The sequence below is a fragment of the Nannocystis exedens genome, from assembly GCF_002343915.1.
GTDB classification, from domain to species: Bacteria; Myxococcota_A; Polyangia; order Nannocystales; family Nannocystaceae; genus Nannocystis; species Nannocystis exedens.
The window spans coordinates 4161956-4176252 of record NZ_NETK01000001.1 but is presented as its reverse complement, the minus strand read 5'-3'; the positions used below and the strand labels follow the sequence as shown (position 1 = coordinate 4176252).

Below are 14297 nucleotides of genomic sequence, written 5' to 3'. Positions count from 1 at the left end.
TGGCCGGCCCCGCCGCCCCCGCGACGGCCGTTGCCGCTCACGGCGCCGGGGAGTACCTTCCCGGCCATGCGCAACCTGTTCGCAGTGGTCCTCGGGGTCGCGGTCGCCGTGTTCGCGATCATGATCGTCGAACTTATCGGCCACGCCGTTTATCCGCCGCCGGCCGACCTCCGGCTGGATGACCCAAAGGCCATCCGCGATTACATCGAGCACGCTCCGTTCCTCGCCCTCGCCTTCGTGCCGATCGCCTGGGCCGCCGGCGCCTTCTGCGGCGGGGCCGTGGCCGCGCTGGCCGCCAGCGGCCGCCGGCCGCAGCGCTTCGGGGTGATCGTCGGCGCCGTGCTCCTCGTCGCCAGCGCGATGAACCTGTGGGTCATCCCGCACCCGGCCTGGCTCGTCCTCGCCACCCCGTTCGCGTGCCTGATCCCGGGCAGGATCGGCGGCGCGGTCGGGGCCCGGCGCGACTATTGACAGGGTGAGGTGGCGCAAGGGACATGCTTCATGGGGCATGTCCTTTAGAACACGTAGCTACGGCGTCGCGACGAGGCAGTTCTCGTCGATGTCGGGGCAGACGTCGGCCTCGTTGCCGAGGATGCAGAGGATGGTCGGCATCACCGTCATCGCCTCCGGGACGGCGACGGCGCCGCAGGTGGCGAGCGCCTCGTTGCCGACGATGCTCAGCGACTCGGTGGTCGCCAGCGAGCCGCCCACGCCGATCTGAAGGGCGGCGACCGACGTGAGCGCGGGGTTGAAGTCGACGGCCACGAACTGCGCGCTCTCCAGGCCCTCGAGCCCGGCGAGGCTCGCGAGCGCGGGGTTGACCCGGATGTCGAGGGCGGCGCTCCGCAGCGACGCGAGGTCCGAGAGGTCGGTGATCGCAAGGGCCGAGAGCGTGAGCCGCTCGTCGACCGTCTCGAGCTGCCCGAGCCCGACCAGCGAGGCGAGCGCCGGGTTGTCCACCAGGTCGATGCGCCGGATCTGCTGCAGCTTCGGGAACGCGGCGAGCGTCGTCAACGCGTCGTTGTCGGCGATCTCGACGCACCCGGGGCTGGACGTCAAGGCGTCGAAGCCGGCGACCTTCGTCAGCGCCGCGTTGCCGTAGATCCGCAGGGTCTCGACGGCGACCAGCGCGTCGAACCCGGCCAGCTCGGTCAGGGCGCCGTTGAACTCGACGGCGACGGTGCCGACCGACGCGAGCGCGGGGAATCCCGCCGCGGCGGCCAGGGCGTCGTTGTCCTGGATCTCGAGCGCCGCGCCGATCGTGGTCAGCGACTCGAAGCCGGCCAGATCGGCGAGCGCGTCGTTGCCGGCGAGCTCGAGGTCGCCGCCGACGGAGCCCAGCGCGAGCGCGCCGAGGGTCTGGAGCGCGTCGTTGTCGACGATCCGCAGGTCGCCCCCGACCGCGGCGAGCGGCAGCTCGCCGAGGGTCTGGAGCGCGTCGTTGTCCTCGATCTCGAGCCGCTCGCCGATGTCGGTGAGTGCGGCGAGGCCGGAGAGGTCGAGGAGCTCCGGGTCGTGACGGACGAGCATGAACTCCCCGACGGAGGCGAGGCTCCCCAGCCCCGCGAGGCTGGTCAGCGCGTGGTTGAACGTGATGTCGAGGTGGCCGCCGATCGACGCCAGCGCGTCGAGGCCCGCGAGCGACGTGAGGGCGGTGTGGTGAATCGTGACCGAGCCGGCGATGTGGGTGAGGTTGTGAAACGGCAAGCCGGTGATCGGGACGCCGGACAGGTTCAGGCCGCCGCCGGTGATCTCCTGCAGGTTCGCCAGGGCGCTGATGTCCGTGAGGGCGGAGTCCAGCGTGATGCCGAGGTGACCGACGCGCTCGAGGTTCTCGAGCCCGGCGAGCGAGACGAACTCGCTTTGGCTGATGTCGAGGTATCCCCCGACCTGCCGCAGCGACTCGAGGCCCTTGAGGTCGGGGCGGTCGACGTTGAGGATCGACAGGAAGCCGGTGATGCACTCGACGCCCGCCAGCGCGGCGATCGCAGCCTCGGTGTCGTGCTCGCGGATGTCGACGTCGCCCTCGAGACAGTCGACGGGCAGGGCGTCGGTGGTGGTCGGCGCGTCGGTGGTGGTCGGCGCGTCGGTGGTGGTCGGCTCGACCGCGGTCGTCGAGGCGGTCGCGTCAGTGGTGATGCCCGTGCTCGTGGTCGCGTCGTCGCTGGTGGTCGACGGTTCGCCGGGCTCGGGGCCGCAAGCCGTGAGCAGCAGCATCGGGACGCCCGTGCGGAGAGCGGCTCGGCAGCGTTCGATCATGCTCTCACAGCATCACGCCGCCCGACTCGGGACAAGCCGGGCGGCGCAGGGGAGGGGTGATCGTTCGCGTCCGGCTCGAGCCCCGGCGCGTCGATGGAACTCGCCGCGCGTGGCCATGCGGGCCGTCCGCGCGACGACGGCTCAGTTCTTGGTCAGGTCGTCGAGCTGGAGCACCTGGCGGGCGGTCTCGAGGTCCCGGACGTCGCGCAGGCGGCCGCGCTGCGGCGCGTCGGCGTGCGGCACGTTGGTCTCGAGCAGCTCCTTGAAGCGCTGCAGGTCGGACTCGATCTGCTTCTCGGGGTTGGCCCCGAGCGCGCTGGAGATCATGTTGCCGATCACACCGGCCGGCGGGTGGTACTCGAGGTTGACGGTGATCCGCGTGGTGTGACCGCCGACGCCGCGCTCGAACCGGACCGAGCCAGCGTTCGGCACCTCGGCGCCCTCGAGCGAGCGCCAGGCGATCAGCTCGCCCGGGACGTCGTTGATGATCTCCGCGTCCCACGACACCGAGATGTCGGCCGGGCCGCGCACGCGCCAGCGCGAGCGGCGTTCGTCGAGCACGGTGACCGACTCGAGGTGATGCATGAAGCGCGGCAGGTTGTCGAGCTCGCGCCAGAACCGGTAGACGCGCTCGGGCGGCTGGCGCACCGTGAGCGTGTGCACCAGCTTGACGCCCTGGTGGTGGGGCACGCTGGCGCTGGGACCCCGCACGCCGTGGGCCGTGCTGACCTTGAGGCGGGCGTAGAGCAGGCTGTGGCCGGTGACCGCCCGGTGCAGCAGCGCGCCGCCGAGGGCGAGCACCGGGATGCTGCCCCAGGTGCGACGCACGGCCGCCAGCGCGAAGCAACCGACGGCGCCGGCCAAGGAGGCGGCGCGCTCGAGCGGATGCACGTTGACTTCATCAGGCCAATCGGATCGGTCGCCGAGGTGGCGACGCAGGTCTCGGAGCTTGTCGAACATGGCACCTCTACCGCCGCGCGGCGCCATGTCTTGGTCCCGGTCGGCGCGCCGTGCAAGCCGCGGCGTCACGGCCGAGCCCGGTGAGCCGCCCGCGCCGGCGCTCACAGGGCCGCGCGGCGGCCCGCGCTCAGGGGATTTCGCCGGCCTCGAGCTCGGCCTCGTCGGTCCACGCGCGCATGTCGGGGGTGGCGAGGACCGCGTCGACGTAGGTCGCGCACACGGGGTCGAGCGCGACGCCGTAGCTGCGGAAGCGGGTGGCGACCGGGGCGTACATGCAGTCGACGATCGACCATGTCCCAAAGAGCATGTCGCCGCCGGCCCCGAAGCGAGCCCGACAGTCGCGCCACAGCTGGCAGATCCGGTCGATCTCGAGCTGCGTCGCGGTCGACGGCGTGGCCCGCGTGCGCAGCGTCAGGTCCATCGGGAACTCGCGCCGCAGGCTGGCAAAGCCGCCGTGCATCTCGGTCGCCGCGCTGCGCGCCTGCGCGCGGACGCCGGGGTCCGCGGGCCAGAGCCCGGCGGCGGGGAACCACTCGGCGAGCGTCTCGCAGATCGCCAGCGACTCCCAGATCGCCAGCTCGCCGTCGAGGAGCACCGGCACCTTCGCGGTCGGCGAGGCGGCCTCGAGCTCGGCCCGCGTGGTGTCGCGATCGAGGAGGATCTTGCGCTCGCGGAAGGGGTAACCGGTGGCCCGCAGCGCGAGCCAGGGGCGGAGGCTCCACGACGACTTGCGCTTGTCGCCGATGACGAGGATAAGCTCGGGGCTGTGCGGCCGGGACATGCGCTCCGGAGCGTAGGACAGCGGCTTGGCGGTGGACAGTCCTGTTGCTATCGTGCGCCCGCCATGATCGCACGCCAGGCCGTCTACCCCCTCACGCTCGCCCTCGTCCTCGCCGCCTGCGGCGGCGCCAGCGACCCCGCCAAGGGCGCCAAGGCCGACGCCAAGGACGCCAAGGTCGACGCCAAGACCGATCTCGCCGACACCAAGCGCAACGACGCGACCAGCCTCGACAAGGCGGTGCAGGCGCTCGACCTCAGCGGGCCGGTGCCCCCCGAGGCCAGCGCGGTGTTCTTCACGGTCGACGGCGCGCTCATCCCGATCGGCTGCTACGACAGCGCCAAGAAGAAGCTCGACGGCGGCAAGGACTGCCTCGCGCTGGTCAAGGCCGGCGACGAGGTCTACCTGCGCTCGAACAGCGTCGAGAAGCTCGACAAGGCCGGCGCGCCGAAGAGCGCGATGTGCCAGCCGGGCGAGGACAAGCCGACCAGCATCGGCATCCCCTCGGTCGACTCCGGCGAGACGTTCGACTACGCGGTGTTCCCGAAGTCGATGGGCAAGCTGGTCAACCGCGTCGACCCCGAGACCTACAGCGAGAAGGGCCGCGTGGCCAGCGAGGACGAGAAGAAGGCGCTGTCGGAGCTCATCAAGCCCGACGCGGAGTTGCAGATCAACCAGTCGGTGGCGTTCGACGTCGACGGCGACGGCCAGGCCGACAAGCTGTTCTCGGTCTACGTGGTCAACCCGAAGGACAGCGAGAAGCTGTCGTACAGCGGCGTGCTGCTGCAGCGCGGCAACGCCCCCGGCAAGTGGGTCCCGCTGCTCGAGTCCCGCAACGACACCGAGACCTACACGGTCCGCGCGTTCATCGACCTCGACGGCGACAAGTCGCAAGAAGTGTGGGTCAACGCGGTCCTCACCGACGGCGGCGGCGGCGACCGGATCCTCAAGCTCAAGGACGGCGGCGCCGACCCGCTGGCCAAGTGGTCTTGCGGGATCTGAGGCAGGGCCTGACCGAAGAGACAGCCGGCGCGGCGGGGCGACCTGCCGCGCTTCGTCTGTCGGGGAGGGCGGGGAGGACGGGCCCTCGCGAACTCGGATGGCCGAAGAGACAGGTGGGCGGCCGCGGGGGCGTGGTCGCGCGGCGGGGACGGCGGGTGTGCGAGGCGGTGCGAGGGGAGCCAGCGCGAGGTCACGCGGTTCGGGCTCGGCGCGCGGACGTCGGCTCTGCTAGGCTGCAGCGGTGATTCGCTTCGGCGGCTGGTTCGCGGTGATGTTGGCGCTCGGCTCCTGTCGCAGTCCGGCGGAGCGGCTGGCGAAGCCGCCGGAGCTCGAGATCCCCGGGCAGGGCAAGTGCGTGGTCGGGGGCGCCGCGTCGCATCCGCTGGTGGTCGAGTGGGCGGCGGCCGAGCGGGCCTCGCTCGAGGCTCGCCTCAAGCGCGGGCTCGTGGCCGTGCGCGTCGACGGCTGCGAGATCGCCGTCATGCGCCAGTGCGACGTGCAGGGCGAGTACTCGTACCTCGGCCTCACCCGCAAGAACGATCGCGTGAAGATCCGCAGCGCCGACGAGCTCTACGCCCAGCTCCCGCTCGGCGCCGCCCGGCTCGAGGGCAAGCTGGCCCGCGCCGGCGAGCTCGACGTCGAGATCGCGCTGGTCGGCATGCTCGAGGCGCCGCAGGGCCGGCCGGGGCGCGACCTGCTGACGGGCGACTGCGACGCGGCGACGCACATCATCACCGGGGTGCAGGTCGGGGCGTTCCACTTCTTCGCCGGCGGGGCGGGGGAGATCAAGGTCGGCGCCGGGTTCAATCAGATCGGCGCCGGCGCGGGTTCGACGGCGGAGCGCGAGACGCTGTCGGCCGACGGCCAGCCGGCCAGCTGCGACGCCTCGACCACGGCGGACACGAAGCCGCCCGAGGGCTGCGGGGCGCTGATCCGCATCGAGCTGAGCGCGCTGCCCGGGCTCGCGGCGGCCCAGCCGACCGCGTGCCCGACCGGCAGCCGGTGGGACGGGCAGACCTGCGCGATGGAACCTTGCCCTGTGGGCATGTCTCGAAAGCCAGATGGGACCTGCGTCGCGGCGGGCGGGTCCCCCGGGCCGACGACGTCGCCGGGCACGATCGGCCCCGAGCCGACGACGACCACCCCGACCAGCGCGCCGAAGCCGGCCGACGACGAGGTGGCGCTGTGCCAGCAGCTGTGCGACCGCCAGCTCGGGTGCGAGTCCGAGGCCAACAACGTGGCTCCGCCGGAGGGCAAGGCGCTCGAGCGCTACATGCGGTCGTGCCGGCGCATGTGCGAGTTCGCGGTGACCGACTGGAACCGGCCGCAGATGCGAAGGTGCATGACCGCCGAGACCTGCGGCGAGTTCACGCGCTGCGTCCAGCCGCCCGACCCGAGCTGAGCGGGACTCGGGCGCCGCCGCCTGTCGAAGGAGACATGCCCTCCAGGCCATGTCCGCCAAGACATGTCTGCAAAGGCATGTCCCCAGAGATATGCCTCGCGCGCCAGCTGGGGTCCAGGTGAGCCGCGGTCCCTCGTCCACGCCTGCCCGCGGGCGCCGGGGCTCAGTCGCGCAGGATGCCGAGCTGGTAGCGGCGGACGACCGGGGCCTTCTGCGGGTTCTTGAGCCATGACCCGCGGGACAGGTCCGTGAGGCCATGGAAGTCGATCTCGCCCATCATGTGGACGACGCCCTCGTGGTCGAGGCGCTCCATCGCCGCCAGCTCGTCGGCGGTGACGCCGATGACCTGGAGGAACAGCACCGAGCCGTAGGGGCCGGTGATCTTGCCGAGCAGGGGGTCGGGGACGCAGACGAGGGCGGTGAGCTCGGTGCTCATGCCGGTGGCGATCGGGCCGCCGAGGTCGGCGCGGTGGCCGGTGTCGAAGCCCTTGCGGCTGCCGAGGACGTAGCGGCCGAGGCTCTGCAGGGTCCGCAGGGCCCACGCGGGCGGCTGCGCCTCGCCCTCGGCCCGCGGGACCCGCATCGTGAGCTCGAAGCCGAAGCCGGACACGTTCGGGTCGTGAGATGTCTTTTCGAACAGCTCGGTGAGGCCGTAGGTGACGTAGTGCCAGTGGGCCGGCCGCTGGCCCTCCCACACGGTGATCGCCGGCAACGGGCTCGGCGACTCGAGCTCGTAGGCGGTCTTGCTGGTGTACTGGTGCGGGACCTGGCGCGGGTAGAGCCGCTGGCAGGCGGCGTCGATCGCGGCCCAGCCCGGGGCCTTCATGGGTTCGGACATGCGGCGGAGGTCGTGGGCGAGGTCGGGCCTACAGGCGGCGCTCGAACTCGGTGATGAACTCGCACAGGGCGACGACGCCGGCCTCGGGGAAGGCGTTGTAGATCGAGGCGCGGAAACCGCCGACCGACCGGTGGCCCTTGAGCCCGTCGAAGCCGAGCGCCTGCGCCTCGGCCAGGAACTTCTTGGCGATCGCCTCGCGCTGGGCCTCGGGCGCGCGCCCGCAGGTCCACGTGACGTTCATGTGCGAGCGGCTGCCCGGCTGGGCGTGCGGCTGGAACACCTTGCTGTGGTCGAGCACGTCGTACAGCCGCCGGGCCTTGCGCTCGTTGCGGGCGCCGATCGCCGCGAGGCCGCCCTCGTCGCGCATCCACTCGAGCACGAGCTTGAGCACCAGCACACCGAAGGTGTTGGGCGTGTTGTAGAGGCTCGGCTCCTTGGCGTGGGTGCCGTAGCGCAGGTACACCGGGACGTGCGCGGCGGGCTTCTTGGCCAGCAGGTCCTTGCGCACGTAGACGAGCGTGACGCCCGACGGGCCGAGGTTCTTCTGCGCGCCGGCGTAGCCGAGCGCGGCCCGCTCGAGCGCCATCGGCCGCGCGCCGGCGTGGCTCGAGAAGTCGATCACCAGCGGCACGCCGCCCTGGGCCTCGGGGATCTCGGGGTACTCGGTGCCGTAGATCGTGTTGTTGGTGGTGATGTGGAGGTAGCTGGCGCCGGCGTACGTGTCGGCCGCCGGGAACTCGGGGATCCGATCGTAGTTGGTGGCCTTGGAGCTTGCGACCACGCGCGTCGGCCCGAGGCCCTCGCTCTCGGCGATCGCCCGGCCCGACCACACCCCGGTGTCGACGTAGGCGGCGAACTTGTCGGCCTCGCGCAGGTTGAGCGGCACCATCACGAACTGCAGGCTCGCGCCGCCCTGCAGGAACAGCACCTGGTGCGTCTCGGGGACCCCCAGGACCTCGTGGACCAGCTTCTCCGCGCCGAACGTGATCGCCTCGTACGGCGCGCTGCGGTGCGAGATCTCGAGGATCGACATGCCGACGCCGGCGGCGTCCTTGGCGTGCCCGTCCTGACGCAGCTCGTGCACGGCCTCGGCCGCGCGCTCGAGCACCACCGGCGGGAGAATGGCCGGACCGGCCGAGAAGTTCCACAGCTTGGGCTTGCCGCTGCTCATGGCGCAGGAGCATATCAGCGCCGCCCGCGGCCAAGGTCGTGGGTTTGCGCACTCCCGCGCGGCCCGTGCGGGCCTCAGCGGCGCGTGTGACCGCGGAAACGTCGCTCGAGGAACTCGCTCGCGCGGACCACGAGCGCGTGTGTCTCCGGGGACAGGTGACCCTCGCGCGCCGCGACCCGCGCCCGCACGAGCGGGGGGCCGTCGCCGGGCAGCGCGTCGGTGACGGCAGCGAGGCGCGCGCGGGCCTCGGCGACCACCGCGAGGGCGTCGGCGAGCCCGACCTCGTCGGCCGCGAGCGCGGCGTACAGCATGCACTCGTAGCGGCGACAGGGCGCGGGGCGGTCGTCGTAGATCGCGCAGCTCTGGGCCTGCAGGGCCGCGCACGGCTGGGCCAGGGCCGCGCCGGCGTCGCGGTCCAGGACGACGAGGCCGCGCCGGCGCACGGCGCCGACTTCGCCGGGCTGCAGCGGGACCGTCGCGAACAGGTTGCCGTCGCAACACAGGGCGCAGCGCTGACACAGGGTGGCGAGGGACATGCGAGGGCGCAGGGAGAGCGTGAGCGAGGTCGAAGCGGGAAGCTCGCGGAGCGCGGGGCTCGCGGAGCGTGAGAGCAGAGATCGAGGAGAGCTCCCGCAGCAGGGAGCGGCGCTGCGGGTCGAGCTCGCGGAGCGTGAGCGAGGTCGACGCGGGAAGCTCGCGGAGCCGGGAGACGGACGCCTGAAGCGCAGGAGAGGGACCGGCGGAGCGTGAGCGAGGTCGGGAGCGGGGAGGCCGAGCGGAGGCCCGAGGCGAAGGAGAGGAGCTGGCGGCCCGAGAGCAGGTTGGAGGAGGGAGGCCGAGCGGACGCCCGAGGCGCCGCGCTGTGGCGAGGTCGAGAAGGTGATCGAGGCGACGCCGACGCCGGACGGAGGCGCGAGGACGCGGCGCTCCTCAGCGGGAGGAGTAGCAGTGCTTCTCGTTCGGGCCGCAGCGGATCCGCACGTGCATGTGCGTGGTGTGGCCCTCGACGTGGCGGATGAGGACGCGCTTGTTGCTGCGCTTCTTGATCTTCACCGGCCACTCGAGCCACGCGTCGAGCTGCTCGCGCGACACGCCCGACTCGCGGGCGGCCTTGTAGATCCGCTTCTGCAGGTTGTACTCGAGGAAGATGTACTCGACCTCGCCGGTGTCGAGGAAGGCGCGCATCAGCTGCCAGGTCGCCTTCCAGTCGACGTCGGCCGAGGTCGTGTGCCGCTTGCCCTCGGCCGAGCGCAAGAGCGGCAGGCGGATGTCGACGTCGCGGCCGCTCTGGTGCGACTTGTGCGGCCGGAACCGGCCGCCGCGGGCCCGGCTCATCCCGCCGATCACGACCTGGCCCTTGAAGTTGCTCTCGTGGCGGAAGCGGGTGATCGCCGCCAAGGTCTGCATCACCGTGTGGGTCGAGCCGTACGACTCGTCGGGCTTGCGCTTGACGTAGAGGTCGGGGCGGTCGGGCAGCTCGACGCCGCGGACCAGCTTGCCGCGGTTGGGCTTGCCGATGCTGAGGCCGCCGGCGCGGACGCGGATCTGCGCGAGCTTGGTGCCCAGCGCGGCCGAGGGCGAGAGGTCGAGGTCCTTCCAGGCGACGACCTTGAGCTTCTGCTTCGGCTTGGGCTGAAGCTTGTCGCCGAGGCGCGGGTTCTGCTGGCGCAGCTTGGCGACGTCGACCCCGAACTCGGCGGCGATCTTCTCCCAGGTGTCGCCGCGCTTGACGAGGTGCTCGAGCTTCTCGCGCGGCGGCGGGCTGTGGGTGGTGATCACCCGCAGGTCCTTCTTCTTCTTGGGGATCGGCTCGCCGGCCCGGATCCCGTTCCACTTGGCGAGATCGCCGACCTCGACCTGATACAGCCTGGCGACGTCGTCGAGGGTCTCGCCGGGGATCAGCACGTGCTTGAGCGAGCGCGGCTTGACCGGCGGGGGCGGAGGCGGGGGCGGACCCTCGGCGTAGACGATCTCGGGCTCGGGGCCGGCCGGCTGGGACAGCAGCTCGCGCTCGATCGCCTCGAGCTCCGACTCCGGATCTCCGGCGTCCCCGGTGTCCTCCTCGAGGTCGCCCTCGCCGTCGGTGTCGGTCTCGCCCTCGGCGTAGTCGCCGTCGGGGACGGCCTCGGGCCCGACCACGTCGCGCTGCAGCGGCTTGATCGGCTTCGGCGCGGCCGACTTGCTGCTCGCTTTCTTCTTCTTGCTGCTCGACTTCTTCTTGCTGCTCGACGACGACTTCTTCTTGCTGCTGCTCGACGCCGCCGCGGCCTCGGACACCAGCGGCGTCGCCAGACCGCCGCAGAGCACCACGAGCAGCGCCCAGAACGACCACCACCGCCGGAGGGCGGCGTGCCGGAATGGGCGTGCGGACGAGGCCTGGGTCATGCGGGCAAGAGCACCGGACAAGCTAGCAGAGGCCGTCCGCTGCGGGCACGCCGGTCGCGCGCGCCTCGCCCTCGCCGGCGCCGGCCGCGGAGCCTGCGGCTATTGCCGCGCCGTGCGGCCGAACGACGGCATACACACGGCGCTGGAGGCAAAACTGCAACTGCAATCGGATTGCAGAATACCCGAGTGCGCGGCGCGCGAGGCGACGCGCAGGGGAGATCTGCCCAGGTCACTTCTGGGGTTTCTTGCCCTCAGCGGCGTCTTCGACGCCGAGGACGCGCAGCACCTCGGGATAGACCTTGTCGGCGAAGAACTCGCTGCCGGCCATCGTGAAGTGGATGCCGTCCTCTTCGCGGAGGGCCTGCGCCTTGCGCTTGCCGACGGTCGCGGTGTCGATGAGTTCGCCGGCCGAGTCGGTGAGGAAGGGGGTGGTGTCGAGGTAGACCCCGGCCTCACCGAAGTCGGCGAGCGCCTGGCTCTGCACCTCGCGGATGGTGTTGAGCTTCTGCTCGAAGCTGGTGGTGCCGGTGCGGGGCAGGCCGAGCCACAGGACCTTGCGGCCCTCGGCGGAGATCTCGCTGAGAAATTCAGCGACCCGCTCCTTGTAGGCGTCGTTCCAGCCGTCGGACTTCCAGGCCACCCGCTTGCCCTTGCCGGACTTGGTGGTGAGGTCCTGGCCGTCGTTGCCGCCCATGATGACGACCACAAGGTCGGGCTTGCGCTGCTCGACCGCCTTCTTGGCCTCGGACTCCCAGTCGTAGAAGTCCGGCCGAGCCAGGCCGGTGGCGCTCTTGGCCTTGCGGAAGCACTCGATGTCGGGGTGCTCGTCGAGCTTCTTCTCCAGCATCGCGCCGAAGCCGGTCGCGGCCAGGCTGTCGCCGAGCACGAGCACCTTGCGCGGGCCGCTGGGGGCGGCGGCGACCTCTACGGGCGCAGGCTCCGGAGTCGCCGGCGCGATCGCGGGCTCCTGGGGAGCCGCCGCGGCCGCAGGAGCAGGCTCAGCGGCCGGCGGATCGCCCGAGGGGATCGCCGCGGGCGGGGGCGTCAGCGCCGGGGTCGCAGGCGTCGACTTGTCGCAGGCGAGGGCGAACACCAGGGTCAGAGGGACAAACAGCCGCAGGAGGGGCATGGGGCCACGCCTATAGCCCGAACGGCGGCCGGTTGGCAAAGAAGCTGGCACTTCGCCGGGGCGAACCCGAGCAGGGGCCGGGAATGGCGCCGCCGAAAGGCCGGTATTTGCGCCGCTGGCAACCCCCGCGAAGCTGTGAAACACTCGACAAGCCTGAGCATCCACGACCTCGAGGCGTCAGGCACAGGAGCGATGGTCATGCAGAATTCAGAGACCGACACCAACCTGGCCACTTCGATCTCCCGCTGGCGGACAGCGCGAAAGATCATCCTCGGCTCGATCATCCTCGCAGGCTCGATGGCCACCTCGGCCGCCCTGCTGCAGCGCTACGCCGGCACCAACTGCAAGGCCCAGCGCGCCGTCGCCGTCGCTGAACGCGGTTACACCTACTCGGGCATCGGCGCGGTGATCCAGCAGCGCGGCGAGTTCGTGGTCGTCCGCGATGTCCTCCCCGGCGCCCCGGCCGACGGCGTCCTCCGCGAGGGCATGCACCTCGTGTCGGTCGACGGCATGTACCCGGTCAGCGTCGAAGACTGGGCCGCCGCCCTCCGCGGTCCGGCCGGCACCAGCGTGACGATCGAGGTCGCGACCCGCTGCAGCGGCCACAAGTTCGTGACCCTCGAGCGTCAGCTGATCCGCGTCCAGAAGTGAGCCCGGGCCCCTCGGCCCGACTCCCGGCGGCCCTCCTGTCCGCTCCCGACGGCCCCCGGCGCCTCGCGCCGCGGGGCTGTTCGCGTTAATTTCGGCCAGCGAGGCGGGCTTCGGGTCCGCGAGCGCGACCGGGGCCCGAGCATCCGGCTCCGGCGACCGTGGGGTCGCGACGCGCCGCCGGAGCGCCGCTCGACGCCCGGGCCTCGGCGACCTTCCGCCTCGAAGCTTCCGTCGGCGGCTCCGCGTCGGCGCCGGACTTCCGCGGCTCGCGACGCGGCGAGGCTGCGTCACGGCGTTCCGCGCCTGCATTCGCCTCCGGGGTTGCTCGCGCCGGCGGGAACCAAAACACTCCCCGTCATGATCGCCGCCGAGCACGAGGCCCGCGTCCACACCATCGCCGCCGAGGTCCGCGAGCGGACGAGCCGCGGGGAGCGGGTCCACATCGACAAGGGCGGGGTCCACCACGTGGTGCCGCTGCCGGGCGACCGTCGCTTCCGCAGCCCGGCGATCGACGTGTCGGCGCTGCGCCGGGTGCTGCACATCGACCGCGAGGCGCGGCGCTGCGTCGCCGAGCCGGGGCTGACGTTCGCCGACCTGGTCGATGCGACATTGCCTCTGGGACTGGTGCCCGCGGTGGTGCCGGAGCTCGAGGGCATCACGATCGGCGGGGCGGTGGCCGGGTGCGCGGTCGAGTCGACCTCGTTCCGGGTCGGCGGCTTCCACGACACCTGCCACGAGCTCGAGCTGGTGAGCGGGGCGGGCGAGGTCATCACCTGCTCGCGCGAGCGCGAGTCGCTGCTGTTCGACATGGTCCACGGCTCGTACGGGACGCTGGCGATCCTGACGCGGCTCGAGTTCGACCTGGTGCCGGCCGAGCCGTTCGTCCAGCTGACCTACGAACGCCACCGCGACCCGGTCAGCTACTTCGCGGCCATGCGGACCTACTGCGAGGCGGGCGACCACGAGTTCATCGACGGCATCGTCCACGGGCCGGACGAGCTGGTGCTGTGCCTGGGCCGGCACGTCGCCCAAGCGCCGTACGTCAGCGACTACCGCCGGCTCGACATCTTCTACAAGAGCACGCGCGCGCGCGCGGTCGACTACCTGCGGACGCGCGACTACTTCTTCCGCTACGACACCGAGTGTCACTGGCTGACGCGCACGGTCCCCGGGCTCGAGAACCGGCTGGTGCGCGCGCTCGTCGGCAAGCACGTGCTCGGCTCGACCAACCTCATTCGCTGGTCGAACCGGCTCGCGCCGCTGCTCGGGGCGATCAAGCGGCGGCCCGACGTCGTCGTCGACCTGTTCGTGCCGCACCGGCGGATCCTCGACTTCTACGGGTGGTACGCCCGCGAGCCGCGCTTCTATCCGCTTTGGGTGATCCCTTACCGTCTGCCGAGGTGGTATCCGTGGCTGAGCCCGGCGATGGTCGACAAGATCGGCGATCCGCTGCTGGTCGACTGCGCCGTGTACGGCATGCCCAACGGCGATCCCGAGCTCGACTGGTCGCAGGTGTTCGAGGAGCAGACGTACGCGTGCGACGGGGTGAAGACGCTGATCTCGCGCAACCACTACACCCGCGAGCGCTTCTTCTCGATCTACGACGAGGGCAATTACGACGCCGCCAAGCGGCGCCTCGATCCGCACGGCGTGTTCCCGGGCCTGTACGAGAAGCTGCACCGCGTCGGTTGAGGCACGACATCGCGCCTGGACTTCGCAGGT

Annotated in this window: 13 protein-coding genes; 5 read left to right on the top strand and 8 right to left on the bottom strand. The window is 71.6% G+C overall.

What is annotated here, in order from left to right; all coding sequences use genetic code 11:
• The first annotated feature begins 66 nt into the window (after positions 1-66).
• Positions 67-471, top strand: coding sequence for a hypothetical protein (locus tag NAEX_RS16445; protein ID WP_096328440.1), 405 nt, complete (start codon positions 67-69; stop codon positions 469-471).
• 57 nt (positions 472-528) lie between these two features.
• Here the strand turns inward: NAEX_RS16445 and NAEX_RS16440 are convergent, their stop codons facing one another.
• From NAEX_RS16440 to NAEX_RS16430, 3 genes are all read right to left on the bottom strand, one after another.
• Positions 529-2259 (bottom strand): receptor L domain-containing protein, encoded by a 1731-nt coding sequence (locus NAEX_RS16440; RefSeq protein ID WP_143140594.1) that lies wholly within the window; start codon positions 2257-2259, stop codon positions 529-531.
• A 141-nt stretch (positions 2260-2400) separates the two neighbouring features.
• The gene (locus NAEX_RS16435; RefSeq protein WP_170135773.1) at positions 2401-3150 is read right to left on the bottom strand and encodes an SRPBCC family protein; all 750 of its coding nucleotides are present in this window, start codon (positions 3148-3150) and stop codon (positions 2401-2403) included.
• Between the two features lie 196 nt (positions 3151-3346).
• Entirely contained in the window at positions 3347-4000 is a 654-nt protein-coding gene (locus tag NAEX_RS16430) for a glutathione S-transferase family protein (protein WP_096328437.1), read from the bottom strand.
• A 63-nt stretch (positions 4001-4063) separates the two neighbouring features.
• Between NAEX_RS16430 and NAEX_RS16425 the strand changes: the two genes are divergently transcribed.
• Together NAEX_RS16425 and NAEX_RS16420 are read left to right on the top strand one after the other, a co-directional pair.
• Positions 4064-4999: a hypothetical protein gene (locus NAEX_RS16425; RefSeq protein WP_096328436.1), complete on the top strand. Its 936-nt coding sequence runs from the start codon at positions 4064-4066 to the stop codon at positions 4997-4999.
• Positions 5000-5240: 241 nt separating this feature from the next.
• Entirely contained in the window at positions 5241-6401 is a 1161-nt protein-coding gene (locus tag NAEX_RS16420; protein ID WP_096328435.1) for a hypothetical protein, read from the top strand.
• Between the two features lie 163 nt (positions 6402-6564).
• On the opposite strand, the gene NAEX_RS16415 is transcribed toward NAEX_RS16420, so the two are convergent.
• From NAEX_RS16415 to NAEX_RS16395, 5 genes are all read right to left on the bottom strand, one after another.
• Positions 6565-7239: a suppressor of fused domain protein gene (locus tag NAEX_RS16415; RefSeq protein ID WP_096328434.1), complete on the bottom strand. Its 675-nt coding sequence runs from the start codon at positions 7237-7239 to the stop codon at positions 6565-6567.
• Positions 7240-7267: 28 nt separating this feature from the next.
• Positions 7268-8410: a 3-phosphoserine/phosphohydroxythreonine transaminase gene (gene serC, locus NAEX_RS16410; protein WP_096328433.1), complete on the bottom strand. Its 1143-nt coding sequence runs from the start codon at positions 8408-8410 to the stop codon at positions 7268-7270.
• Between the two features lie 74 nt (positions 8411-8484).
• Positions 8485-8946, bottom strand: coding sequence for a YkgJ family cysteine cluster protein (locus NAEX_RS16405; RefSeq protein WP_096328432.1), 462 nt, complete (start codon positions 8944-8946; stop codon positions 8485-8487).
• 394 nt (positions 8947-9340) lie between these two features.
• Positions 9341-10795, bottom strand: coding sequence for a penicillin-insensitive murein endopeptidase (locus NAEX_RS16400; RefSeq protein WP_096328431.1), 1455 nt, complete (start codon positions 10793-10795; stop codon positions 9341-9343).
• Positions 10796-11024: 229 nt separating this feature from the next.
• A complete protein-coding gene (locus NAEX_RS16395; RefSeq protein ID WP_096328430.1) occupies positions 11025-11924 on the bottom strand; it encodes an SGNH/GDSL hydrolase family protein in 900 nt (299 codons plus the stop codon).
• A 198-nt stretch (positions 11925-12122) separates the two neighbouring features.
• On the opposite strand from NAEX_RS16395, the gene NAEX_RS16390 reads away from it, so the two are divergent.
• Positions 12123-12575, top strand: coding sequence for a PDZ domain-containing protein (locus NAEX_RS16390; RefSeq protein WP_143140595.1), 453 nt, complete (start codon positions 12123-12125; stop codon positions 12573-12575).
• 357 nt (positions 12576-12932) lie between these two features.
• A complete protein-coding gene (locus NAEX_RS16385; protein ID WP_096328428.1) occupies positions 12933-14267 on the top strand; it encodes an FAD-binding oxidoreductase in 1335 nt (444 codons plus the stop codon).
• Positions 14268-14297: the final 30 nt, after the last annotated feature.

What these genes read in the sequence shown, in the direction of transcription:
- NAEX_RS16415 (WP_096328434.1), bottom strand. Translation starts at nt 7,239, where the DNA reads ATGTCCGAACCCATGAAGGCCCCGGGCTGGGCCGCGATCGACGCCGCC.
- NAEX_RS16400 (WP_096328431.1), bottom strand. Translation starts at nt 10,795, where the DNA reads ATGACCCAGGCCTCGTCCGCACGCCCATTCCGGCACGCCGCCCTCCGG.
- serC (WP_096328433.1), bottom strand. Translation starts at nt 8,410, where the DNA reads ATGAGCAGCGGCAAGCCCAAGCTGTGGAACTTCTCGGCCGGTCCGGCC.
- NAEX_RS16440 (WP_143140594.1), bottom strand. Translation starts at nt 2,259, where the DNA reads ATGATCGAACGCTGCCGAGCCGCTCTCCGCACGGGCGTCCCGATGCTG.
- NAEX_RS16430 (WP_096328437.1), bottom strand. Translation starts at nt 4,000, where the DNA reads ATGTCCCGGCCGCACAGCCCCGAGCTTATCCTCGTCATCGGCGACAAG.
- NAEX_RS16445 (WP_096328440.1), top strand. Translation starts at nt 67, where the DNA reads ATGCGCAACCTGTTCGCAGTGGTCCTCGGGGTCGCGGTCGCCGTGTTC.
- NAEX_RS16425 (WP_096328436.1), top strand. Translation starts at nt 4,064, where the DNA reads ATGATCGCACGCCAGGCCGTCTACCCCCTCACGCTCGCCCTCGTCCTC.
- NAEX_RS16395 (WP_096328430.1), bottom strand. Translation starts at nt 11,924, where the DNA reads ATGCCCCTCCTGCGGCTGTTTGTCCCTCTGACCCTGGTGTTCGCCCTC.
- NAEX_RS16405 (WP_096328432.1), bottom strand. Translation starts at nt 8,946, where the DNA reads ATGTCCCTCGCCACCCTGTGTCAGCGCTGCGCCCTGTGTTGCGACGGC.
- NAEX_RS16390 (WP_143140595.1), top strand. Translation starts at nt 12,123, where the DNA reads ATGCAGAATTCAGAGACCGACACCAACCTGGCCACTTCGATCTCCCGC.
- NAEX_RS16385 (WP_096328428.1), top strand. Translation starts at nt 12,933, where the DNA reads ATGATCGCCGCCGAGCACGAGGCCCGCGTCCACACCATCGCCGCCGAG.